The following is a 22,846-nucleotide window of genomic DNA, read 5'->3' as shown; positions in this document are numbered from 1 at the left end:
ATTATAAAGTTTGAACCATAGATGACAATAATTCTCATTTAAATTTACATCAGTGGGGTTTTGTAACAATTGTAAAGATGGGAGCGTCACTCCAATACAGGAGCGCAATTCTTATCTAGGCCAACGGCAGCATCAAAAAGCCAGCATCACTCTGCTGGCTTATTACTGTTTTACTGGCTATAACGCTTTGAATGTAAAGACTTAAAAAATAGCCTCATCGAGCGTGGTTAACATCTCACTCGCCTGCTCCAACTGTTTACGCAGGCTACGGCTTTGCACGGCCCAATACGCCATATAAAAGTCCGCCGTTTTCAGTTTAGCTTGATAAAAATCCGCCTCTTGTATGCCATTTTCGAGCGCAGTCAGGGCAATCTTAGCCATACGCGCCCACATCCACGCAAGGGCGGTAATGCCAAATAACTCCAGATACGCCATCGATGCCGCGCCGATAATGTCGGGATTGCTCGCCGCATGGGTCGCTAAATAACCACTCGCCTTTTGTAAATCGGTGGCGCAATCCATTAGCCCGCTCACATAGGGCTGCATTTGCGGATCTTTGCCCTGTGATTGAATGAACTCAGTCACTAGCGCTGACCATTGCTGCATGGCGGCGCCTCGATCGCTCAGCAGCTTACGCCCGACTAAATCGAGCGCCTGAATACCATTCGTGCCTTCATAAATCAAAGCGATACGGCTATCACGCACAAACTGCTCCATTCCCCACTCGTGGATATAGCCATGACCGCCAAACACTTGCTGGGCATCCACACAGGCATTAAAGCCACGATTAGTGATAAAGCCTTTCACCACCGGGGTAAATAACGCCGCTAACTGGGCAGCCACTTTCGCCTTGGCAGGATCGCTATGGCGCTCAGCCTCATCGAGCCACAGCGCCTGCTGGCCAACGAGTGCACGGGCACCTTCGTTAAAGGCTTTTTGCGATAACAACATTCGGCGCACATCACCGTGAACCAAAATCGGATCGGCGGCTTTTTCGGGCGCCTTAGCCCCACTAATGGCGCGGCTCTGCAATCTGTCCTTGGCGTAGGCTAAGGCATTTTGATAGGCGATTTCGGACACGCCTAACCCCTGCATCCCAACACCTAAGCGTGCTTGGTTCATCATGGTAAACATCGCACGCAGCCCTTGGTGGGGTTCGCCGACTAACTCACCGAGTGCCCCCTCAAATACCATCACGCAGGTTGAGTTGCCGTGGATCCCCATTTTGTGCTCAAGGCCGCTAGCATAGAGGCTGTTCGCCTCACCTAAACTGCCATCACTGTTCACTAACACTTTGGGCACGGCAAACAGCGAAATCCCCTTCACACCTTCGGGCGCGTCGGGTAAACGGGCGAGTACCAGATGCACTATGTTATCGGTAAATTGATGGTCACCCGAGGAAATAAAAATCTTCTCCCCAGTGATGGCAAAGTAGCCATCCGCCGCGGGAACGGCCTTAGTGCGCAATAGCGCTAAATCGGTTCCGGCATGGGATTCGGTGAGGTTCATGGTGCCAGTCCATTCACCACTCACTAATTTGGCTAAATATTTCTGTTTAAGTGCCTCACTGCCGTGGGCATGAATGGCCGAATAGGCGCCATGGGTAAGGCCGGGATACATGGCAAAGGCCATGTTGGTCGAGGTTTGCATCTCGGTCGCAAAAATCCCGACCACTTCGGGCAGTCCTTGACCACCGTAGGCGGGATCGCAGGTCAGTGTCGGCCAGCCATTGTCGACAAACTGCTGATAGGCGTCGGCAAAACCTTCTGGGGTAACCACTTTACCATCCACGAGTTTGCAGCCCTGCACATCCCCCACGCTATTTAACGGCAACATCACCTCAGTACTGAAATCCGCCATACCTTGCAGGATGGCATCGACCAGATCGGGGTCGATTTCATCGAAGCCTTTAAGAGCATCTTGCTGATAAATATGCAACATTTCATCGAGGATAAATTGATAGTCACGTAGTGGTGCTTGATAGACTGGCATAATCGCTTCCCTTTCTTGTTTTATGGCAATGGACTAAGTGCTCTGACCACTTTAGCTAAATCTGTTGAAAAAGGAAGCATCTGAGCCTCTGTACAGTGACTTTTGTTTACACAATCGAACAGCGAAACCGTAAATTGATCGCAACAAAGGCTTATGCTCAAGTGCAAAAGTTTGTAAGCTAAGTGTCTGTATTGCTGATACGTCATCAGGTTGAGGATATTGTTACTATGGGTTCTGTTACCACCAAAAAACACGCAAACGGGCTCGATTATGTCGAAGTAAACACTGCGTTATGCCAAGCAAGGATTTTTTTACAGGGCGCGCAAATCGACCATTTTCAACCCGTAGGTAAGCCGCCCTTGTTATGGGTGTCTTCGGCGGATGACTATCAACCCGGTAATGGGATCCGTGGCGGTGTACCCATCTGCTGGCCTTGGTTTGGCATGAGCAATCAAGCTAATTTTCCACAACATGGTTTTGCCCGCACCCGTATTTGGACACTCGAGTCGGTTGAGATGCGTAATCAACTGGTGGATTTGCGTTTCAGTTTAACGATCAGCGAAGAAGACAAGGTCTTTTGGCCGCATCATACCCAAGTCAACGTGCTCTTTACCTTAGGTGAAACCTTAAGTATCAGCTTAGTTAACACTAACCTTGGCGATGTGCCCGTTACGCTCACCCAAGCACTACACAGCTATTTTCCGATTGAAGATATTCATCAGCTTAAGGCCACTGGTTTTAGTGGCGCTCAATATATTGAGTTTGCCGAAGGGCCTTATCCGCAAACGACTGATGATGTGCTATTTGACCGCGAAACCGACCGTGTTTATACCAAGCTAGGCCCAGTACAACACTTACATACGCCCCAAGGTGTGATTGAAGTGAGCCGCGAAAATAGCCACTCAGCCGTTCTGTGGAACCCTTGGATTGAAAAATCAACTCGTCTTGCCCGCTTTAATGACGATGACTATCTGGCCATGGTGTGCCTGGAAGCCGCCAATGTGCTTGAAGATAAATTAACGCTGGCTCCCGGCGAGAGTCACAGTTTAGTTACCCATATTCGCTGGGCAAACTAATCCGTCTTTATCCCCCATCAATGCAAAAGCCCAGTGCATGACTGGGCTTTTTTATGCCATCAAACTTATGATGGCCATCTATTAGGCAACAACCTACTTAGTGTTTTTCTCAAAACGCGCTAACAAGCTTGAGGTATCCCAACGATTACCGCCCATGGCTTGAACTTCAGAATAAAACTGATCCACTAGCGCGGTTAAGGGTAAGTGCGAGCCATTGCGGCGAGCTTCTTCTAGGGCAATGCCTAAATCCTTACGCATCCAATCGACGGCAAAACCAAAATCATAGCTTTGGCCCCACATGGTTTTGTAGCGATTTTCCATCTGCCAGCTTTGCGCCGCGCCTTTACTGATCACCTCAACCACTTTTTCACCGTCAAGACCAGCCTTACGGGCAAATTGCAGTGCTTCGGCAAGGCCTTGAACCACACCTGCGATACAAATTTGGTTGACCATCTTAGTGAGCTGGCCTGCACCAACCTCACCTAAACGCTCTGCGCAGCGCGCAAACGCTTCGATAACGGGCTTAACACGCTCGAACACGGCTTGATCGCCACCGACCATCACGGTCAGTACGCCATTTTCGGCGCCAGCTTGGCCACCCGATACAGGCGCATCGAGAAAATCGACGCCTTTTTCGGCCAGCACTTTATGTAATTCACGGGCCACATCGGCAGAAGCCGTCGTATGGTCAACTAGTACTGTGCCTGGCGCCATGCCATGGCTCACGCCATCATTGCCTAGTACCACTTCACGCAAGTCGTTATCGTTGCCTACACAGGTAAAAACAATATCTTGGCCTATAGCCGCTTCTTTAGGCGTTGGGCAGCAACGACCACCGTAGTTCTCGACCCAGGTTTGTGCCTTAGCAAAAGTGCGGTTATACACAGTAACCTCATGGCCCTTGTTGAGTAAGTGTCTTGCCATGGGGTAACCCATTACGCCTAAACCAATAAATGCGACTTTTGCCATGAGGAATTCCTTTAATTGATAAACAAGGTGAAACGTTTTACGCCACACATTTGCCCTGCGTTCATTAACATCGCTCAATTGACAACACTGAGTTGACAACAATGGACTAACGACACGCAAAACGCGCGCTTATGTTACTCCGAGAAAGACCCGACCTAAACTAAAAAAATGCGAGCAAGTGTTTCAACTTAAAGGGTCAATCCGTAGCAAAAAACGCTGGCGGCAGTGTAGCACTCGCTTAGGCAAGCGTCAGAGTAAAAATGCCCTCGGCAGCAAACGCAGTGTTCGACAGAAACAACAAAGACGCACACTGGCGCCTTTGATTTTTATCACGAGCCAAAATCACTTTTGCACGTGGGCTTCCATTTCGGCGCCAATTTTCTTGCGCATTTCCATTAAGCGCAGCGCAGAATCACGCAGATGAATATCATGCTCAGTCTGCGGCACCCATTCAGGTACGGGTGTCGGTTGTCCGTTTTCATCCACGGCAACCATTATAACGATACAATGAGTCGTGAGATGGCGCTCAGAGACCTTAGGATCCCCTGCCCGCACATCAATACCGATATGCATCGAAGTCTTGCCGGTATAAATCACCTTAGCGCTGACTTCGACAATATTGCCCACGAGGATCGGTTGAACAAAGCGGATCCCCCCCGCATAAGCGGTAATGCAATATTTACCACTCCAACCCGCAGCGCAGGCATAGGCCGCAAGGTCAATCCATTTCATCACAGCGCCACCGTGAACCTTACCACCAAAATTCACATCCGCAGGCTCAGACAAAAATCTCAGGGTAATTTGTCTATCGATACCAGCCATATAACCTCAACTTATTCAGCCTCTGTGGCTCAATGATTTTGCAATAAGTTGAGTTTACGATAGAAATAGTCAATAGCGTAAAGATAATTACGATTGTCTTGGTGAAGATAACCGATTTAGCCAAAGTAGCTTATCAGCCCACAGGAGAGTAATAATCCTGGCAACGCTAAGCGATACAACCACAGCTGTAATTGGCTGCTAACAAAGCGAGTCCCTTTACCAAAGGTATAAAGCCCAAGTCCAAATAGAAACAGCCCAATCACTTCAAATCCCGACGATAAATGGTTGTTACCACCGACGCTGATGGCAGTCACCAATAAGGCGAACCATACCAGCACATATGCCGCAATCGCAAAGGTGAAGGTCTTCATGCCGATATCCATATTAGGATGCCAAGCTTTAGATTCACCACGAATTAATTCGGTTAAATTAGCGGTTACCGCCCCAACGATAGGCACAAGCGGGATCACCAGAGGGTTTAGCATGACAAGCTTCCTTTTAGACGGAGTATGCCTGTCATTATCGGCGCCAAGTAAGATTAAACAAGTAGGATGAACAAAGGTTAACCCTTAGGATATCAGCATGTTAGAAAGTGATATCCGGCACAATTCGAGCATAAAAAAATGCGCCCATAGGCGCATTTTTTTATCGAGCTTATCGCTGTTTAGACTTTCTTAAACAGCAATGAACCGTTAGTGCCACCAAATCCGAAGGAGTTACACAGGGCGTAATCTAACTTCACATCGCGAGCAGTATGTGCCACAAAGTCTAAATCACAACCTTCGTCTGGATTATCGAGGTTGATGGTCGGCGGTACGGCTTGATCACGCAGCGCAAGCAAAGTGAAAATCGCTTCAACCGCCCCCGCAGCCCCCAGCAAGTGACCCGTCATAGACTTAGTCGAGCTAACCAGTAGATTATAAGCGTGGTCGCCAAATACTGATTTCACCGCTGCCGCTTCAGCTTTATCGCCCGCAGGTGTTGAAGTGCCGTGCGCATTGATATAACCAATTTTTTCAAATGGCAGCTTGGCATCATTCACCGCATTAACCATAGCCGCCGCAGCGCCCGCACCATCGCTTGGAGGCGATGTCATGTGGAACGCATCACCGCTCATACCAAAGCCGACGAGTTCGCCATAAATGGTCGCACCGCGCGCCTTAGCATGTTCGTATTCTTCCATCACCATCACACCCGCGCCATCACCGATGACGAAACCATCACGGTCTTTGTCCCACGGACGGCTCGCCGCCGTTGGGTCATCGTTACGGGTTGACAGAGCTTTGGCCGCGCCAAAACCACCTACACCTAATGGACAAGTCACATCTTCGGCGCCGCCTGCGATCATCACATCGGCATCGCCATAGGCAATGGTACGAGCCGCAAAACCGATGTTGTGCACACCGGTAGTACAAGCAGTCGTGACGGCAAAGTTAGGACCAGTCATACCGTACATAATCGATAAATGGCCGGCAATCATGTTGATGATGGTGCTTGGCACGAAGAAAGGCGAAATTTTACGAGGGCCACCGCTTAATAGCGCGCTGTGGTTTTGTTCAATCAGCCACATACCGCCCATGCCCGCACCAATTGCGGTACCGACGCGGCCTGGGTTTTCTTTGCTCATATCCAGACCCGAGTCTTGGATAGCTTGGATGCCAGCAGCCATACCATATTGAATAAAGAGGTCCATTTTACGGGCGTCTTTTTTGGTTAAGTACTGCTCAACATCAAAATCTTTTACAGAACCACTGAAACGAGTGGTGAATTCGCTGGCATCAAATTTGGTTATAGGTGCAATACCACTCTTACCCGAAAGCAGCGCCTTCCAAGTAGTATCGACAGTATTACCCACGGGAGTTACTAACCCTAAACCGGTTACCACTACACGACGTTTAGACACGGCAGTCACCTTTTAATGCTAAATAGATAAGGTTATGACAGACAATGGTGTTTCTATCATAAAGAGTCTTCGCCAATCTGCGGCGAGCATCTCATGGACAAATGCAACACAGGTTCCAGAGACGATTGAATGGCACTATTGCAGAATTGGGCGGGGCTAAAACAAAAACAGGCGGCATATTTGCCGCCTGTTCTCTAGAATTCAGAATTACTGATTCTTAGAAACGTAATCGATCGCTGCTTGAACAGTAGTGATCTTTTCAGCTTCTTCATCAGGGATCTCGGTATCAAACTCTTCTTCCAGAGCCATAACCAACTCAACAGTGTCCAGAGAATCTGCACCCAGATCGTCAACGAAAGATGCCGCTGGTTTAACGTCTTCTTCTTTAACGCCCAGTTGCTCTACAATGATTTTCTTTACACGTTCTTCGATGTTGCTCATTAGTTTTCTTTCCTATTCAAATTACGCACTTGCGTAAGATTGCGAGTAGTTTATTAGATTTGGCTGACAATGCAAGCTTAGTTTTCGTGGTCTAACCACGAAATTTAGCGACCAATTGATACAGATCACTACTCAGTTGCGACAGTATCCCTGCCATCCGCCCTTAAACCATGTACATTCCGCCATTCACATGCAAAGTCTCGCCTGTGATATAAGCGGCAGAATCCGACGCCAAGAAGAGTACGGCATTGGCAATTTCTTGCGCTTGCCCTAATCGTTCCATCGGAACCTGAGACATGATAGCTTTTTGCTGATCTTCGGTCAGCTCATCAGTCATATCGGTCTGGATAAATCCAGGAGCGATAGCATTAACTGTAATTTGACGAGATGCAACCTCTCTTGCAAGAGATTTTGTAAATCCGATCAAACCAGCTTTTGCTGCCGAGTAGTTAACTTGACCTGCATTGCCCATAGTGCCTACCACTGAACCGATATTGATGATCCGGCCGAAGCGCTTTTTCATCATGGTACGCATCACAGGTTTTGATAGTCTGAACAATGATGTCAGGTTGGTATCGATGATATCGTTCCATTCATCATCTTTCATTCGCATCAGCAAGTTATCACGGGTGATACCCGCGTTGTTGACTAGAATATCAACATCACCCGCTTTTTCTTTGATCGAATCGAATAAATCGGTGACGGATTGACTATCGGTAACATTAAGCACTAAACCAAAACCTTTGTCACCCAGATATTCTTGAATTGCTGCGGCGCCCTTCTCACTTGTGGCAGTTCCTACCACAATCGCACCGGCTTCGACTAAGGTTTCAGCAATCGCACGGCCAATACCACGGCTCGCGCCTGTCACTAAGGCAACTTTGCCCGCTAAACTCAGATTGATACTCATACAAACTCCTTATTCAGTTAACGCGGCAAGGGATGCAACGTCATTAACTGCTTGGGCAGAAAGAGATTTATTAATGCGTTTCGCAAGACCTGTCAATACTTTACCAGGACCACACTCAACTAACTGTGTAATACCTTTTTCGGCCATTAATTCAACGGTTTCGCTCCAGCGTACTGGGCAATACAGTTGACGAACTAGCGCATCTTTAATGTCGGCAACCGCAGTGGGTGATGCCACATCTACGTTATTGATAACAGTGATGCTTGGCGCATTAAACTGCACATCATTTAAAGCAATGGCTAGTTTATCAGCAGCAGGTTTCATTAATGCGCAGTGTGATGGCACGCTGACAGGCAGGGCAACCGCCATTTTGGCGCCCGCCGCTTTGCAGGCCGCAGCTGCACGTTCAACCGCGTCTTTTTGACCGGCGATAACCACTTGACCTGGGCTGTTGAAGTTAACTGGGCTCACCACTTCGCCTTGGGCAGCTTCAATACACGCATTAGCAATACCGTCATTATCAAGACCGATAATCGCGTACATAGCGCCAGTACCCGCTGGCACGGCTTGCTGCATCAGTTGACCACGTAGCTCAACCAGTTTGATCGCATCTTTAAAGTCGATGACACCAGCACAAACTAATGCAGAATATTCGCCTAGGCTGTGACCCGCTAACATCGCAGGCATAGCTTTACCTGAAGCAACGTAAGCGCGCCAAATGGCCACACTTGCCGCTAATAAAGCAGGCTGGGTTTTATCGGTTTCATTTAAGGTTTCAACGGGGCCGTCTTGCACTAATGCCCACAGATCATACCCTAACACCTCACTCGCTTCGGCAAAGGTTTGTCCCACAATCGGCTGTGCACCAGCCAGCTCGGCTAACATGCCTAGAGCCTGTGAACCTTGGCCTGGGAATACAAAAGCTACATTTTCCATATCAAATTACCTATGGCGAACTTAATTTATTGAACACTAAACCGTTATCTTGGACAGCAAACCAAGATAACGATAGTTAGGAATTTAGTCGTATCCAGATACGGTTAAAAACGGACGAGCGCACTGCCCCACGCAAAACCGGCACCGAAGGCTTCAAGCAGCAATAGCTGGCCACGTTGGATCCGGCCATCACGCACAGCTTCGTCTAAAGCAATCGGTACCGACGCCGCCGAGGTATTACCGTGTTTGGCAAGGGTTAACACCACTTTATCTAAGCTCATGTCTAGCTTTTTCGCTGTTGCATTAATAATGCGGAAGTTAGCCTGATGGGGAACCAACCAATCGATTTCCGACTTATCGATATTATTCAGGCGCAATGTTTCAGTAACGACATGGGATAACTGAGTCACCGCCACTTTAAAGACGTCATTACCTTTCATGGTCATAAAGCCAACCGCTTCAGAGGTCTCCCCCTGACGAGGAGGAAAGGCGCACTTGAGTAAGTCACCTTGACGACCATCGGCATAAATATGGGTTGAAATAATCCCTGGCTCATCGGAGGCGCCGATAACCGCTGCACCCGCACCATCCCCAAACAGAATGATAGTAGTACGGTCTTCTGGCTCACACAGACGGGATAATACGTCAGCACCAATCACTAATACTTTTTTCGCGGTACCATTTTTAACGAATTGGTCCGCCACGGATAAAGCATACACAAAACCTGAACAAGCCGCCGCAATATCAAAGGCTGGAATGGTATGTACGCCGAGCATGGCTTGGATTTCGCAGGCCGCCGCAGGGAACGCATTTGCCGCACTGGTGGTGCCACAAATGATCATATCTAACTCTGATGCTTCTATGCCGGCCATTTCGAGCGCCTTTAATGCCGCCTGATAGCCCATAGTTGAGACAGTTTCGTCTTGCGCCGCGATGCGGCGCTCTGAAATACCTGTACGTTCAACAATCCATTGGTCACTGGTTTCCACCATTTTTTCCAAATCTTGATTGCTACGCACCTGCACTGGCAGATAACTACCAGTTCCGAGAATTTTTGTATGCATAAGGAGGAATCAGTTATTTATATCTAAAAGAATCGACTCCAAACGATCTTTTATCATTTCGGGGAGTCGACGTTGCGCTTCAGTCACTGCCAAACTAATTGCTTGTAAATAGGCAGTTTCATCCGCATTTCCATGGCTCTTTACAACTATGCCGCGCAATCCTATCAGACTTGCACCATTATAGTGGTCGGGGTTCATCTGGCTGAGGACCGCCTGAATACGTGGGGCGATGAGTTTTGCCAAAAAACGCACGAAGAAACCTTGGGTTAGGCCACGTTTTAACTGATGAACCAATAACTTGGCAATGCCTTCAGAGGTTTTGAGCGTGATGTTACCCACAAAACCGTCACAAACGATCACATCCACATTGCCCGAGTAGATTTCATCACCTTCGATAAAGCCGGTGTAATTAATCTGATCGGTGTTTTGCAGTATTTGCGCCGCTTGTTGAACCTGATCGTTGCCTTTGATTTCTTCTGTGCCCACATTAAGGAGTGCGACTTTAGGGCGGGATTTTTTATCCACGGCCTCACACAGCACAGAGCCCATCACAGCAAATTGGAAAAGCGTTTCTGAATCGCAGGAGATATTGGCACCTAAGTCCAATAAATAAACTGGCTTTTGCGTGACCGAGGGTAAACAACTGACCAACGCGGGTCTGTCTACACCGGGCAAGGTCTTCAATAACACCTTGGCCATGGCCATCAAGGCACCAGTATTGCCTGCACTCACACACGCTGCAGCTCGTCCGTCACGCACCAGTTCAATCGACAAGCGCATCGAACTATTCTTGCGGGTACGCAAAGCGTGCACGGGTCTATCGGACATGCTCACCACTTCATCGGTGTGAATGACTTCAATACGTGAGAGTAACGGTTGTTCTGCTTGACGCAGATAGACATCAATTTCAGTCTTATCGCCGACTAAAATGATTTTAAGAGAAGAGTGAGATTTTAGTGCCCGCAAGGCTGCAGGCACCGTGACATGGGGGCCATGATCACCACCCATCGCATCTAACGCGAGCGTCAGACTCGTCATTAGGAAACCAACAAATTACTTGTTGATTACCTTTTTACCGCGATAGAAACCATCAGCAGTCACATTGTGACGCATATGGACTTCACCGCTGGTAGCGTCAACAGACAGCTGAGCAGTGCTCAGTGCGTCATGTGAACGGCGCATACCGCGCTTAGAACGAGATTTTTTATTCTGTTGTACAGCCATTGGCCCTGTCTCCTAGATTACTTGCTCTTCAGTTTTTCTAACACTGCAAACGGATTTGGACGCTCCTCTTGAGCGGGTTCGATCTCGCCTACAACTATGTCCATTGACCCGATGTTGCAATCAGTTTCTTCATGCATCGGGATGATAGGCATAGCGACTATCAATTCATCTTCGATCAATTGATGCAGACGTACTTCGCCAATCTCATTGCACTCAATTGGGTCATACGCATCCGGGAGCTCATCGATTTCTGCCTTAGTCCGGCATGGACCGAAGCAAAACTCGACCGTAACCTCAGTGGTAAATAGCGTCATGCAACGTTGACAAACCAGAGTGAGCTCCGTCACAGCCTTCCCTTTCAGGTAGACTATCCCCTGCAAATCTACGCCACATTCAATCGACACTGCCACATCGGAACAGTCGCCGGCACATAACTCATTTAATCTTTTCAATTGCTGCCCTGGCACTATCCCCTCATAGGTAGAACGGCTCGAGGCGGCGCGAATAGGATCAATTGAAACCGGTATCTTTACTGTTTGCATAAGGCGCGCATATTATAGTTTGAAAACGCTAGAGTCAAAGAAAAATTTCTAACTTAAGTCCCAGTTTGCGACTTAAGTGATTCTCTAGCCCCAACATTGAAATTAACGGAAGCGAAATTTTACCCAAGCACGGGGCGGCGCACAAGCGTAAGCCGTCTAAAATAGCCGCACTCATCGTAAGAATCCCCGATTACCGCCCTAAAGTCATGCTATCAGCCACCACTCGCTTGCATTCAAGCGTGACGATTAGCGACAATAAGTCAGGTTTTCTTATGGATTTTTACCGATGACGCCCCAGTTAATCCTCGCTTCTACCTCTGTTTACCGACAAGCACTATTGCAAAAGTTAGGCTTAGCCTTTGAGACTTGCAATCCTGATATCGATGAAAGCCCCATGGCAAATGAGTCCGCCCAAGACTTAGTCTTACGACTCGCCAAAGCTAAGGCCAAGGCAGGTGCAAGCCATTTCCCACATGGATTAATTATAGGCTCAGATCAGGTCGCCGTGATTGACGGCAAGATTATTGGTAAGCCATTAAATCGAGACAATGCGATTAAGCAGCTCAGCCAAGCCTCGGGCAAAGCTATCACCTTTTATACGGGTCTTGCGCTCTACCATGCTAAGACTGGAGAAGTGACGGCTCAGGTCGAACCTTTCACCGTGCATTTTCGTCAGCTGACGGGCGCGCAAATCGCCGCTTATGTCGATAAAGAGCAACCTTTTTATTGTGCGGGTAGCTTTAAGAGTGAAGGTTTAGGGATTGCTTTGTTTACTCGCTTAGAGGGCCGAGATCCTAACACCCTGATTGGACTGCCCTTAATACTGTTAACTGAAATGCTGCTCAATTATGGAATCGATGTCTTAGCCGACTAGCGTGAAGTGGTTATTAAGGTGGCATGACGTAAGTGCGGCTCGAGATGGGCAAGCCAGATGGCACTGTTATCCATAATCGCTTGCCTAGATAACTCAACAAGCACTTAGTTTTTTAGCGATTCAGCTCAGCATTCGTCATAAATCTGCGCTGATGAGTCAATCACTATAAATGCAGCAAGAGTTTTTCTGGGGAATCGATTAAGGCGATGGGATTGGCTTGCTGGAGCATTTCGCGACTATGAGCGCCGTACGTGACACCCACACCGTCGATACCCGCATTCGCCGCCATGGTTAAATCCAATAAAGAGTCTCCGACCATCAAGGCGCGTTCAGGCGGAACACCTAACTCCTGCAGCAGACTTAAGATCATTTCTGGGTGAGGTTTACTCTGCGCCTCATCGGCGCAGCGAGAAGCAATAAAATAGTGACCTAAACCGGATTGCTCCCACACGCGCACCAAGCCTGCTCTCGCCTTACCCGTTGCGACAGCAAGTTGATATCCTGCCGTTGATAATGATTCGAGTAGTTGGGGGGCTTGGTTAAAAATCGGCGTTGGCGTGGTATCAAGGTGCAAATACTGCGTCTTAAACTCGGCGCGCATCTTTATATAGCAATCATCGGTGCCAACAAGTGCTTGAGTTACGCCCGCTTGTGCTCCGCTGCTTGCAGATCCGTTACGCGTCGGCACTGAAGTCAAACCTTCTGGAAATAACACCTGTAACGCCTGCGTCATCGACAAGCCAATCACATTGCGAATATCCGCCTCAGCAGGCACTGGTAGCGTTAGCGCCCTAGCCATATTCTCAATGCAAACAATAATCTTGCCGATGGAATCCATTAACGTGCCATCCCAATCAAAAATCACTAAATCATATTTTCGTTGGGTTGAATGACTCACTGACACTTTCATGCTCTCAGGTTATCCGTTGGTAATAGGCGCAGATACAAACACTAAGCCACTAAGCCACTAAGCGCGCTTTAACTTGCCTAGCAGTTGCTGCAAATTATCATCGAGCGGCGCAGAGACTCGCATCACCTCATCGTTTTCAGGATGAATAAACATTAACTCTGCCGCATGTAAAAACAGTCGAGTCAGACCGAGTGCGCGCATACTATCATCAAACGCCTGCTCGCTGTATTTCTCATCACAGGCGATAGGATGCCCCATATATTGGCAATGCACCCGAATCTGGTGGGTACGTCCAGTCACAGGGCTCGCCTGCACCAGCGTACAACCTTGATAACGTTGTACAATTTTAAAGCGCGTTTCCGAAGGTTTGCCTTCGGCATTGACTCGAACGATACGCTCACCCGACTTAAGCGTTAATTTTAATAGTGGCTGTTTAACCACTTTATCCTGCGCCGACCACTCACCTTTGACTAAGGCCAAGTAATCCTTTTGCATCTTTTTATAACGCAGTTGGTCATGCATATGCTTAAGCGCGCTGCGTTTTTTGGCCACCAACAACACACCCGAGGTGTCTTTATCGAGACGATGAACCAACTCTAAAAACTTCTGTTGCGGACGCAAGGAACGTAGCGCCTCAATCACACCATAATCGACACCACTGCCACCATGTACCGCAATGCCAGCAGGTTTATTCAATACAATCAGATGATTGTCTTCATGCAAAATACGGTCTTCAAGCTGCGAGACTCTGCTCAAGTTTGCAGAAGGCGCGGTGCGATTATCCTGCTCAGCCATTCTGACCGGCGGCACACGGACCACATCACCTATTTGCAATTTGTACTCAGGCTTAATGCGTTTTTTATTCACCCGTACTTCACCCTTGCGGACGATACGGTAAATCATGCTCTTAGGAACGCCCTTTAGCACTGTGATTAAAAAATTGTCGATTCGTTGGTCGAGGTGGTCTTCGTCAATCGTGATCAACTGCACCTGTAGCTGTGGAGATTCTGTATTCATGATGTGCCATCTGCTTAAAACGGCGGCCATTGTACAACACTTAAGAAGAATTGTGCCTTTCCATTGCTGAATTTTTTGATTATTGCTATATTTCACCAGCGATTAGGGATAAGCCGTGAATAAAGTGTTCACAAGGTCCCAGTCCCAAGTGAAAAGCTTTATAGATTAAAAAAGATTTTCTTGATAGCAACTCATTGATTTGCAAATCGTATACTTAGTAAAAATACCACAAATGCGTTTTTTACGATTAAATCGAGAATCTAACCTTACTTTGACTAGGTTTATCTAAAGTTTTTCTCACCGATTTCGAAATATATTTTAACTTGTCGTCAGACAAACCGATTCGACTTGGGCATTACCGGAACGAAATTAAAGAATTTATGGGGTTGGTTGATGTTTTACAACGAATTCCTTGTTTTTGTAATCATTAAAAAATAAGCCATAAATAGGATGCGACACGCAGCGACTGCGTCTAACAGTAATGCGCACCTTGCCTAGCCACCAGCCGTGAGGCTTCGTTGACCTACTGCTAGGCCCGTAATGCAGCGAAACGCGATTGTTTGATGACCTCTATTTAAAGAAGAATGACGTCATCATGAAACGTATGTTAATCAATGCAACTCAATCAGAAGAGTTGCGTGTTGCCCTGGTTGACGGGCAACAACTGTACGATCTGGATATTGAAAGTCCTGGTCACGAGCAAAAAAAATCCAACATTTACAAGGGTAAAATCACCCGCGTAGAACCCTCTTTAGAAGCCGCTTTCGTTGACTATGGTGCCGAGCGCCACGGCTTTTTACCGCTAAAAGAAATCGCCAGAGAATACTTCCCTAAAGGTTATTCTTTCCAAGGCCGCCCAAATATCAAAGAAGTGGTCAGTGAAGGACAAGAAGTTATTGTTCAAATTGACAAAGAAGAGCGCGGCAACAAAGGTGCTGCACTGACGACCTTCATCAGCTTAGCGGGTTCTTACTTAGTCCTGATGCCAAACAACCCTCGTGCTGGCGGTATTTCTCGCCGTATCGAAGGTGATGAGCGCACCGAATTAAAAGAAGCCATGGCCGATTTAGAAGTACCAGCGGGTATGGGACTTATCGTGCGTACCGCGGGTGTTGGCAAAGAATCGACTGAACTGAAGTGGGACTTAAAAGTTCTACAACACCACTGGGCTGCCATTACCGAAGCCGCACAAAGCAAAGCCGCTCCTTTCTTAATTCACCAAGAAAGTAACGTGATTGTACGTGCAATTCGTGATTATCTGCGCCGTGATGTGGGCGAGATCCTAATCGACCATCCACGCATTTTTGAAGAAGCCAAACAACATATCGCACTGGTGCGCCCTGATTTCGTTGAGCGCGTAAAACTCTACGAAGCCGAAGTGCCATTGTTCACTCACTTCCAAATCGAGTCGCAAATCGAATCGGCGTTCCAACGTGAAGTGCGCCTGCCATCGGGTGGTTCGATTGTTATCGACCCAACTGAGGCATTAACCTCAATCGATATCAACTCTGCCCGCGCAACGAAGGGCGGCGATATTGAAGAAACCGCATTAAATACCAACCTTGAAGCCGCCGATGAGATTGCCCGTCAATTACGTCTGCGTGACTTAGGTGGTCTGGTCGTGATCGACTTTATTGATATGACGCCAGTGCGCCATCAACGTGAAGTTGAAAACCGCCTGCGTGATGCAGTGCACCACGACCGTGCCCGCGTACAATTGGGCCGCATTTCTCGCTTCGGTCTGATGGAAATGTCGCGTCAACGTCTGCGTCCATCCTTAGAAGAATCGGCTGCACATATCTGCCCTCGCTGTCATGGCCAAGGCACGATTCGTAGTACCGAATCTTTAGCGCTGTCGATTCTTCGTTTGATGGAAGAAGAAGCCATCAAGGAAAACACCTCACAAATCGAAGCCATCGTGCCTGTCGATGTGGCGGCCTTCCTGCTGAACGAAAAACGCAAAGCGATTCGTATCACTGAGCAACGCCATGATGTAGAAGTCTATGTGATCCCAGATCCGCACATGATGACTCCTGATTATCGCGTTATTCGTCACCGCACTGACGATGAAATCGATGAATCCAGCTACAAGCGCATCGAACAACCTGAAGCCAAGTTATACGAACCCCGTAAACTGGAGCGCACTGCTGCGCCAGCACCAGCCTTAAAAGGCTTCACCGCGCCGCAGAAAGTCGAACAAGCCGCTGCACCTGTTGCCAACAAAGTGGAAGCAGCTGAGCCAGGTTTCTTCAGCAAACTGTTCAGTGCCATTGGCGCCTTCTTCAGCTCAAGCGATAAGCCTGCGGCAGAAAAGACCACAGAAACCAAAAAGTCTGACAGCCAAACGGCCAATGCGAACCGTCGTAATCGTCGTAATGACACTCGCCGCACTCGCAATAACCAAGATGCTGACAAAGCGAAAGAAGGCACCCGCGAGCCACGCACTCGCAATGCCAAGAAGTCGGCTGATGCACCTCAGGCTCAAGAGCGTCCAGCTCGTGAAAAAGACGAGAATGCAAAGCGTACTAAGCCAGAGCCTAAGAGCCGTAATCAAGCACCAAAAGAAGTGGTAGCCGAGTCTCAAGACGACACACCAAAGCAAGAAGTGGCCCGTGAGCGTCGTCAGCGTCGTAACATGCGTCGTAAAGTACGCATCGATAACACCAATGAAACGACCGAAGCGCCAATTCAAGAAGAAGTGGTATTAGCCGAAGTGGCCGCCGTTAATGCAGCCAATACTGACGTTGCAACTGAGCCACAAGCTGAGACGAAAGCACCTCGCTCACGTCGCCAGCCACGCAAAGATGCCGCTGTTGCCAATGAGACAGCAGAAGCGACTGACGCAGCAAGCCAAGTGGAAGCAAACACTGAAGTTAGCGCTGAAAAGCCAGTGGTTGAAAACCGTACTGAGGCCCCCGCTGACGTAACCGAAGTGAAAACCGAAGCCGAGACCGATGCTGATAACGCAGAAGTCAGTGCCGATGCGGATGATAAAGCGAAACGCGAATCTCGCGATGGACAACGTCGTAGTCGCCGTAGCCCACGTCATTTAAGAGCGGCCGGTCAACGTCGTCGCCGTGATGAAGATGAGCAAGGCGTCTCTGCACCTGCGCAATTCGTACCAAACGATGCACTCGGTGATGCTCAAGACTACCCTGCTCCAAGCGCTCAAACTGCAGAAGCAGCTGAGACCACAGAAGCAAAAGCAACTGAAGTTGCCGCTGAACCGACTGTCACTTCTCCTGCAGCTGTAGTCGAAACGGCAGATGTCAGTGTGGTTGCTGAAACCAATAAAGCTGTTGAGACTGAAGTTGTTGAGTCAGTAGCTACCGAGCAAGTGGCCGAGCTTAAAGCTGAAGTTGCAGTAACAGAAGCGCCTGCTGACTCTGCGGTAAATAACAAGCCAGAGACGAGCGTTAAGGCTGAAGACGTTGCTGTTGAGCCAGCTAAAGCGGTAGAAACGGTTACAGAAGCCATTGTGACCCCAGCTGAAACTCCAGTTGCTCAAGCGAAAACAGAAACTGTCGCAGTTGAAGCTGTCGCGCCCGAAGTGGAAAAATCCGAAGTGAAAGATGCCGTGAAGTCTGTGGCCTCGGCTCCAATGGCAAAACCTGCACCTATCGTTAAACCTCAGGCGAAACCCGTTGTGGCTCAAGCTGTCGCAGCTCCTGCAGCTGAAACCGTGGTGAGCAAGCCCAAAGCGGCGAGCCGTTTTGGTTCAATGGTGTCATCTGAAATGACCAAGCCAACGGTAGAAGTTAGAGCTCAGGTTGAAGTGCCGAAAGGCCGCGAGTATGACAATGTCGCCTCCGCCGAAGCCGCTGCGCCTAAACTGAAACACAGCAACAGCGCCGAATCGGATATGGCTCGTCCATAATCCTCAAGCTGTTGTGAAAAAAGCCATGCACTCGCATGGCTTTTTTATTTTCAGCAAATTAAGCCATATTTAAGGTTTAGCTGAATCGGCTTTTTTGTTAGTATTCGCGGCTATTTTGCCAACACAAATAATTAACAGAGGTTTCATGTTCGATCTCTTTCGCCACAAAACATCTAGTCACAAAGCCGATATTCTCTCGGGACTGACGGTCGCCCTAGCGCTGATCCCTGAAGCCGTAGCCTTCGCCTTCGTCGCCAACGTCGAACCTATGGTCGGACTCTATGCAGCCTTTATTATGGGATTAGTTACCGCATTAATAGGCGGACGCCCAGGCATGATTTCTGGCGCGACGGGGGCTATGGCCGTTGTGATGGTGTCCCTCGTGGTTGAACATGGCGTGCAATACTTATTTGCTGCTGTGGTACTGGCTGGATTAATCCAAATCAGCGCAGGGATATTTAAACTGGGTAAGTTTATCCGCATTGTCCCCTATCCTGTGATGATAGGTTTTGTGAACGGCCTCGCCATTGTGATTTTCTTGGCTCAGCTCGGGCAATTTAAAGTCAAAAATGCCGCAGGGAAATTAGTCTGGCTACCGCAAGAGCCTTTGATGCTGATGTTAGGGTTAGTCGCACTGACCATGGCAATTATTTACTTTCTCCCCAAACTGACTACAGCGGTCCCCTCATCGTTAGTTGCGATTTTAAGCGTGACCGCCATTGTGGTCGGTTTTGACTTAGACACCCGAAATGTGTTGGATTTTCTTAAAACCATGAGTGGCGATGATCATGCGACCATCGCAGGTTCACTCCCAAGCTTTGCGATCCCACAGGTGCCGTTTAACCTTGAGACACTCTACATTATCCTGCCCTATTCCTTTATTTTAGCCGCCGTCGGATTAATCGAATCCCTGTTAACCTTAACGGTTATCGATGAGATGACCAATACCCGCGGACGTAGCAATAAAGAATGTATAGGCCAAGGCGTGGGTAACATCACCAGCGGCTTTTTTGGGGCCATGGGCGGCTGCGCTATGATTGGTCAATCGATGATTAACATAAACTCAGGTGGACGCGGCAGATTATCCGGTATTACCGCGGCTATCGGTTTACTGACCTTTATCCTCTTTGGTGCCTCTTTTATCGAAATTATTCCACTTGCCGCTCTGGTTGGCGTGATGTTTATCGTGGTGCTAGGCACATTCGAATGGGCAAGCTTTAAGTTTATGGGCAAAGTGCCGAAACATGATGCTTTTGTCATTGTGCTCGTGACCACTGTGACCGTCTTTACCGATCTCGCCTTTGCCGTCTTTGTCGGTGTCGTGGTGTCAGCGCTTGTGTTTGCATGGCAACATGCCAAACACATCAGCGTAAAAGTAACCTCAAATAGCCTTGGCTGGAAAGTCTATGAGCTGAACGGCCCACTCTTTTTTGGCTCAGTGGCCAGCTTCCTCGAACTCTTCGATGCCTCGCAGGATCCCCAAGATGTTATCATCGACTTTAAACATTCACGTGTAGCCGATCACTCGGCGCTAGAAGCCATAGATACGCTTGCCGAACGTTATGTCACGCTGGGCAAAAAACTGCATTTGGTGCATTTAAGTGCCGACTGCAAGGCCTTACTTCACAAAGCGGGCGATCTGGTTGAAGTGAATTTGCTAGACGATCCCCACTATAAAGTCGCGGACGATAAGCTAGATTCTTAAAAAGCACCTAATGAAGCTGCATAACCCACGGTCTGAAGGCTAACTTCACAAAAGATCGTGGGTTTATTTTTATATTGAAAACAAGACTTGATGTGTATAAACACCTGATGACTTAACATCACACCCAAACTTAGGTTTGATAAATATGAGATAACAATAGAGAAAACGAGCTGTGAGCTGTGAGCTGTGAGCTGTGAGCTGTGAGCAAGAAAACTATCGAATCAACACGCGGGGACGTAAAGCAATAACGCAGAAAACTTAAACGCGGCACAAATAAAAAGAGCCATGGTATTAACCACAGCTCTTAAATCCATTGCTATCAGCGCTTAGGCTAACAGCACTGAAAATTAACCGATTACGGTTACGTTTTCAGCTTGAGGACCTTTTTGACCTTGAGTCACAGTGAAAGACACTTTCTGACCTTCGTCAAGAGTTTTGAAACCGTCAGAGTTGATCGCACGGAAGTGTACGAATACGTCTGGACCAGATTCTTGCTCGATGAAGCCGAAACCTTTGTCAGAGTTGAACCACTTAACAACACCAGTAACTTGAGACATGATATAAATCCTGTAAATAAAAAATTAAAGCCTTAACGGCGGTGGAGCTGGAAAATGCCGGTATTACTTATGTTTACAGGACGAACTGGTCGTATTGAACACATAAATATAAGCCCAACCTTCAAGCTAGTAAGACTATAAACCATTCTAAAGATAAGTCAACATACTGCGACACTTTGAAAAATTTATTTAAACCAAGCCAATCTCAGGTTTTGCTACCGGCTCGCAGAACAGCATGTTCTTACGGCGTAAGCATCGACAGTTAAGCATTTTAAATAATTTATTTCAATAGGTTAAAATCAACCTCTAGACTGAAATGCGATGTACTTCAATCTGAAAGTCTAATTCGCAGCTTAATCCGCGCTGGGCAAATAGGTGCTTTTGCTCGGCCGTAAACTTCCAAGCGTAGGGCGTCATTTCCAGAAAATGGCTAATATCTTGGCTGTTATTTAGCTCAAGTTGTGACCTAAGCCGCTCTTGGTGTAAACATTCGAACCCCTCAATCTTGGCATCCGACGCTGGATGCAATCTCGGTTCGGCATAAATTTGCTGTTTTAGCGCAAAATGATGTGAAGGTCCTGGCGATACTGTGATCAAAATACCATTTGGCGCCATGACCCGCTGTAACTCTTCCAGCTTCGATGGCGCATAAATACGAATCGCTAAATCAATACTCTTTGATGGGATCGGCATTTCGTAGGCGCTCGCCACACAAAAGCTAAGGTTCGGGTAACGTTTAGCCGCATATTTTATCGCCGATTTGGAGATGTCTACACCCTGTAACTGGCACGGATGCTCGGCAACAAGCGCATTGTATAAACGATGGCTGTAATACCCCTCACCACAACCGATATCGAGGATCTGCTGCGCCTCGTTGGCATACTCAAGTGCCAACGCATTCACTCTGTCACTTAAACTTTGATAATAACCCGCATTTAAAAACTCCCTGCGAGCCAACATCATCTGTTGATTGTCACCGGGATCTTTGGAATTTTTCTTCTGCACGGGAAGCAGATTCACATAGCCTTCTTTGGCCATGTCGAACTTATGTGCCTGCGGGCATCCCCAAGTTCGTTCAGTCAAGGTGAGCGGTAAGGCACACAAAGGGCATATATATTGCATTGGTTAACTCTATAAATGATTGGAATGTCTGGCTTATGCCTCATCTTCCATGAGTCGCTCCACCATTTGCAGTAACTCAGGGGAGGCGAGCAGCTCAAAACATTCGAGCTTCCTTAAGGCTTTATCGATATTCAAACCGTCATTGGCCGCACGGCTGAAGTTAGGTCGTTCGAACATATGAGTATAAGTGCGAAATAACCATTGACGCTTTTGTTGCAGCAAGGGGTCAAGTCGCACCGCTTCTTCGGCTAACCCCGTATGACAATGCCCCAAGTCTCCGCGCAAAAACGCTTGTAGCTCGAGCCGCACTTGTTCTATTTCAGTCAAGCATACGGCCAAGGATTCAGCGGTAGCATTATAGTCATATTCCCGCGCTAATATCGCTTTTGCCATCATCAACACTTTGGGCTCATGCAAACCTCGGCCATCTGACTCGAGTGCGACGAGCTCAAATTTAGATGCTGTTTGCAGTGACACACTGATCCCAGCCTGTGCATCAACCTTAATTGCAATGCCTGCCCGCAGTTCCTGCGCGCAAAATTTGGGTGCTGTGCCTAGACGATGGTAAAGCCGAACTCCTTGCCCCAAAGATCTTGACGTCGATACGGCAAAACTTGTCGCTTCCGCTATCGCGGCATTGAGTTTAAGTCCTAAGATGGGTTGAAAACGGACAGCAATCTGCGGCTGCGGTGTTTCAGACACCACAATCAACTCAAGCAATGGTGCCCCCATCGCCTCAAGCACAATAAAATCGCTGATATTGCTGGGCAAGGTTAAGGTCAGCGTCGAGCTCTGCCCAACGTCGAGTACCATAGGTTCATTAAGATATTGATGATGCATAAGACTCTTTCCCTGTTCGAAGGGGAATTGTAACTGCCAACCGAGGTAAAGATCACCTCTTAAGC

General features: G+C 48.0%; 21 protein-coding genes. 4 read left to right on the top strand and 17 right to left on the bottom strand.

The window, feature by feature from the left end; all coding sequences use genetic code 11:
- Positions 1-201: 201 nt before the first annotated feature.
- Complete coding sequence (locus CF168_RS08140; RefSeq protein ID WP_089067551.1) at positions 202-1,992, bottom strand: acyl-CoA dehydrogenase C-terminal domain-containing protein; 1,791 nt, start codon at positions 1,990-1,992, stop codon at positions 202-204.
- A 227-nt stretch (positions 1,993-2,219) separates the two neighbouring features.
- Here CF168_RS08140 and CF168_RS08135 point away from each other — a divergent pair, with 227 nt between their 5' ends.
- Positions 2,220-3,068 carry a D-hexose-6-phosphate mutarotase gene (locus CF168_RS08135; RefSeq protein ID WP_089067550.1) on the top strand — a complete coding sequence of 283 codons (849 nt, stop codon included), beginning with the start codon at positions 2,220-2,222 and terminating at the stop codon, positions 3,066-3,068.
- Positions 3,069-3,161: 93 nt separating this feature from the next.
- On the opposite strand, the gene CF168_RS08130 is transcribed toward CF168_RS08135, so the two are convergent.
- From CF168_RS08130 to yceD, 11 genes are all read right to left on the bottom strand, one after another.
- Entirely contained in the window at positions 3,162-4,037 is an 876-nt protein-coding gene (locus CF168_RS08130; protein ID WP_089067549.1) for an NAD(P)-dependent oxidoreductase, read from the bottom strand.
- Between the two features lie 342 nt (positions 4,038-4,379).
- Positions 4,380-4,859 carry an acyl-CoA thioesterase gene (locus CF168_RS08125; RefSeq protein WP_011623149.1) on the bottom strand — a complete coding sequence of 160 codons (480 nt, stop codon included), beginning with the start codon at positions 4,857-4,859 and terminating at the stop codon, positions 4,380-4,382.
- A 116-nt stretch (positions 4,860-4,975) separates the two neighbouring features.
- Complete coding sequence (locus tag CF168_RS08120) at positions 4,976-5,344, bottom strand: hypothetical protein (RefSeq protein WP_011623150.1); 369 nt, start codon at positions 5,342-5,344, stop codon at positions 4,976-4,978.
- 179 nt (positions 5,345-5,523) lie between these two features.
- Entirely contained in the window at positions 5,524-6,762 is a 1,239-nt protein-coding gene (gene fabF, locus CF168_RS08115) for a beta-ketoacyl-ACP synthase II (RefSeq protein ID WP_089067548.1), read from the bottom strand.
- Positions 6,763-6,969: 207 nt separating this feature from the next.
- Positions 6,970-7,203, bottom strand: a complete 234-nt coding sequence (acpP, locus tag CF168_RS08110; RefSeq protein ID WP_006081231.1) for an acyl carrier protein — start codon at positions 7,201-7,203, stop codon at positions 6,970-6,972.
- Between the two features lie 163 nt (positions 7,204-7,366).
- On the bottom strand, positions 7,367-8,113 hold the full coding sequence (gene fabG, locus CF168_RS08105; protein ID WP_011623152.1) for a 3-oxoacyl-ACP reductase FabG: 747 nt from the start codon (positions 8,111-8,113) through the stop codon (positions 7,367-7,369).
- Between the two features lie 9 nt (positions 8,114-8,122).
- Positions 8,123-9,049 (bottom strand): ACP S-malonyltransferase, encoded by a 927-nt coding sequence (gene fabD / locus CF168_RS08100; RefSeq protein ID WP_089067547.1) that lies wholly within the window; start codon positions 9,047-9,049, stop codon positions 8,123-8,125.
- 104 nt (positions 9,050-9,153) lie between these two features.
- Positions 9,154-10,113 (bottom strand): beta-ketoacyl-ACP synthase III, encoded by a 960-nt coding sequence (locus CF168_RS08095; RefSeq protein ID WP_011626536.1) that lies wholly within the window; start codon positions 10,111-10,113, stop codon positions 9,154-9,156.
- A 9-nt stretch (positions 10,114-10,122) separates the two neighbouring features.
- Positions 10,123-11,151, bottom strand: a complete 1,029-nt coding sequence (plsX, locus tag CF168_RS08090) for a phosphate acyltransferase PlsX (protein WP_023267848.1) — start codon at positions 11,149-11,151, stop codon at positions 10,123-10,125.
- A gap of 15 nt (positions 11,152-11,166) precedes the next feature.
- Positions 11,167-11,337 (bottom strand): 50S ribosomal protein L32, encoded by a 171-nt coding sequence (gene rpmF / locus CF168_RS08085; protein ID WP_011072715.1) that lies wholly within the window; start codon positions 11,335-11,337, stop codon positions 11,167-11,169.
- 17 nt (positions 11,338-11,354) lie between these two features.
- Positions 11,355-11,879 carry a 23S rRNA accumulation protein YceD gene (gene yceD / locus CF168_RS08080; protein WP_011623156.1) on the bottom strand — a complete coding sequence of 175 codons (525 nt, stop codon included), beginning with the start codon at positions 11,877-11,879 and terminating at the stop codon, positions 11,355-11,357.
- Between the two features lie 286 nt (positions 11,880-12,165).
- On the opposite strand from yceD, the gene CF168_RS08075 reads away from it, so the two are divergent.
- Positions 12,166-12,753: a Maf family protein gene (locus CF168_RS08075; protein WP_089067546.1), complete on the top strand. Its 588-nt coding sequence runs from the start codon at positions 12,166-12,168 to the stop codon at positions 12,751-12,753.
- 163 nt (positions 12,754-12,916) lie between these two features.
- On the opposite strand, the gene CF168_RS08070 is transcribed toward CF168_RS08075, so the two are convergent.
- Positions 12,917-13,663: an HAD-IA family hydrolase gene (locus CF168_RS08070; RefSeq protein ID WP_089067545.1), complete on the bottom strand. Its 747-nt coding sequence runs from the start codon at positions 13,661-13,663 to the stop codon at positions 12,917-12,919.
- Between the two features lie 57 nt (positions 13,664-13,720).
- Positions 13,721-14,680 carry a 23S rRNA pseudouridine(955/2504/2580) synthase RluC gene (gene rluC, locus CF168_RS08065; protein WP_086902634.1) on the bottom strand — a complete coding sequence of 320 codons (960 nt, stop codon included), beginning with the start codon at positions 14,678-14,680 and terminating at the stop codon, positions 13,721-13,723.
- Positions 14,681-15,275: 595 nt separating this feature from the next.
- Between rluC and rne the strand changes: the two genes are divergently transcribed.
- Positions 15,276-18,557 (top strand): ribonuclease E, encoded by a 3,282-nt coding sequence (rne, locus tag CF168_RS08060; RefSeq protein WP_089067544.1) that lies wholly within the window; start codon positions 15,276-15,278, stop codon positions 18,555-18,557.
- A gap of 145 nt (positions 18,558-18,702) precedes the next feature.
- Positions 18,703-20,262, top strand: coding sequence for a SulP family inorganic anion transporter (locus CF168_RS08055; protein WP_089067543.1), 1,560 nt, complete (start codon positions 18,703-18,705; stop codon positions 20,260-20,262).
- Positions 20,263-20,609: 347 nt separating this feature from the next.
- Here CF168_RS08055 and CF168_RS08050 read toward each other — a convergent pair whose 3' ends face one another.
- From CF168_RS08050 to CF168_RS08040, 3 genes are all read right to left on the bottom strand, one after another.
- The gene (locus CF168_RS08050) at positions 20,610-20,819 is read right to left on the bottom strand and encodes a cold-shock protein (protein ID WP_011072720.1); all 210 of its coding nucleotides are present in this window, start codon (positions 20,817-20,819) and stop codon (positions 20,610-20,612) included.
- Positions 20,820-21,125: 306 nt separating this feature from the next.
- Positions 21,126-21,941, bottom strand: coding sequence for a 23S rRNA (guanine(745)-N(1))-methyltransferase (gene rlmA / locus CF168_RS08045; protein WP_089067542.1), 816 nt, complete (start codon positions 21,939-21,941; stop codon positions 21,126-21,128).
- 33 nt (positions 21,942-21,974) lie between these two features.
- Positions 21,975-22,781 carry a hypothetical protein gene (locus CF168_RS08040; protein WP_089067541.1) on the bottom strand — a complete coding sequence of 269 codons (807 nt, stop codon included), beginning with the start codon at positions 22,779-22,781 and terminating at the stop codon, positions 21,975-21,977.
- Positions 22,782-22,846 lie beyond the last annotated feature (65 nt).

This window comes from Shewanella bicestrii, assembly GCF_002216875.1.
Taxonomy (GTDB): domain Bacteria; phylum Pseudomonadota; class Gammaproteobacteria; order Enterobacterales; family Shewanellaceae; genus Shewanella; species Shewanella seohaensis.
The sequence above is the reverse complement of the archived record's forward strand: the minus strand, read 5'-3'. Positions and strand labels throughout refer to the sequence as shown.

Excerpts from the sequence above, each read along its gene's own strand:
- CF168_RS08140 (WP_089067551.1), bottom strand. The coding sequence starts at position 1,992 with ATGCCAGTCTATCAAGCACCACTACGTGACTATCAATTTATCCTCGAT.
- CF168_RS08135 (WP_089067550.1), top strand. The coding sequence starts at position 2,220 with ATGGGTTCTGTTACCACCAAAAAACACGCAAACGGGCTCGATTATGTC.
- CF168_RS08130 (WP_089067549.1), bottom strand. The coding sequence starts at position 4,037 with ATGGCAAAAGTCGCATTTATTGGTTTAGGCGTAATGGGTTACCCCATG.
- CF168_RS08125 (WP_011623149.1), bottom strand. The coding sequence starts at position 4,859 with ATGGCTGGTATCGATAGACAAATTACCCTGAGATTTTTGTCTGAGCCT.
- CF168_RS08120 (WP_011623150.1), bottom strand. The coding sequence starts at position 5,344 with ATGCTAAACCCTCTGGTGATCCCGCTTGTGCCTATCGTTGGGGCGGTA.
- acpP (WP_006081231.1), bottom strand. The coding sequence starts at position 7,203 with ATGAGCAACATCGAAGAACGTGTAAAGAAAATCATTGTAGAGCAACTG.
- fabG (WP_011623152.1), bottom strand. The coding sequence starts at position 8,113 with ATGAGTATCAATCTGAGTTTAGCGGGCAAAGTTGCCTTAGTGACAGGC.
- fabD (WP_089067547.1), bottom strand. The coding sequence starts at position 9,049 with ATGGAAAATGTAGCTTTTGTATTCCCAGGCCAAGGTTCACAGGCTCTA.
- CF168_RS08095 (WP_011626536.1), bottom strand. The coding sequence starts at position 10,113 with ATGCATACAAAAATTCTCGGAACTGGTAGTTATCTGCCAGTGCAGGTG.
- plsX (WP_023267848.1), bottom strand. The coding sequence starts at position 11,151 with ATGACGAGTCTGACGCTCGCGTTAGATGCGATGGGTGGTGATCATGGC.
- rpmF (WP_011072715.1), bottom strand. The coding sequence starts at position 11,337 with ATGGCTGTACAACAGAATAAAAAATCTCGTTCTAAGCGCGGTATGCGC.
- yceD (WP_011623156.1), bottom strand. The coding sequence starts at position 11,879 with ATGCAAACAGTAAAGATACCGGTTTCAATTGATCCTATTCGCGCCGCC.
- CF168_RS08075 (WP_089067546.1), top strand. The coding sequence starts at position 12,166 with ATGACGCCCCAGTTAATCCTCGCTTCTACCTCTGTTTACCGACAAGCA.
- CF168_RS08070 (WP_089067545.1), bottom strand. The coding sequence starts at position 13,663 with ATGAAAGTGTCAGTGAGTCATTCAACCCAACGAAAATATGATTTAGTG.
- rluC (WP_086902634.1), bottom strand. The coding sequence starts at position 14,680 with ATGAATACAGAATCTCCACAGCTACAGGTGCAGTTGATCACGATTGAC.
- rne (WP_089067544.1), top strand. The coding sequence starts at position 15,276 with ATGAAACGTATGTTAATCAATGCAACTCAATCAGAAGAGTTGCGTGTT.
- CF168_RS08055 (WP_089067543.1), top strand. The coding sequence starts at position 18,703 with ATGTTCGATCTCTTTCGCCACAAAACATCTAGTCACAAAGCCGATATT.
- CF168_RS08050 (WP_011072720.1), bottom strand. The coding sequence starts at position 20,819 with ATGTCTCAAGTTACTGGTGTTGTTAAGTGGTTCAACTCTGACAAAGGT.
- rlmA (WP_089067542.1), bottom strand. The coding sequence starts at position 21,941 with ATGCAATATATATGCCCTTTGTGTGCCTTACCGCTCACCTTGACTGAA.
- CF168_RS08040 (WP_089067541.1), bottom strand. The coding sequence starts at position 22,781 with ATGCATCATCAATATCTTAATGAACCTATGGTACTCGACGTTGGGCAG.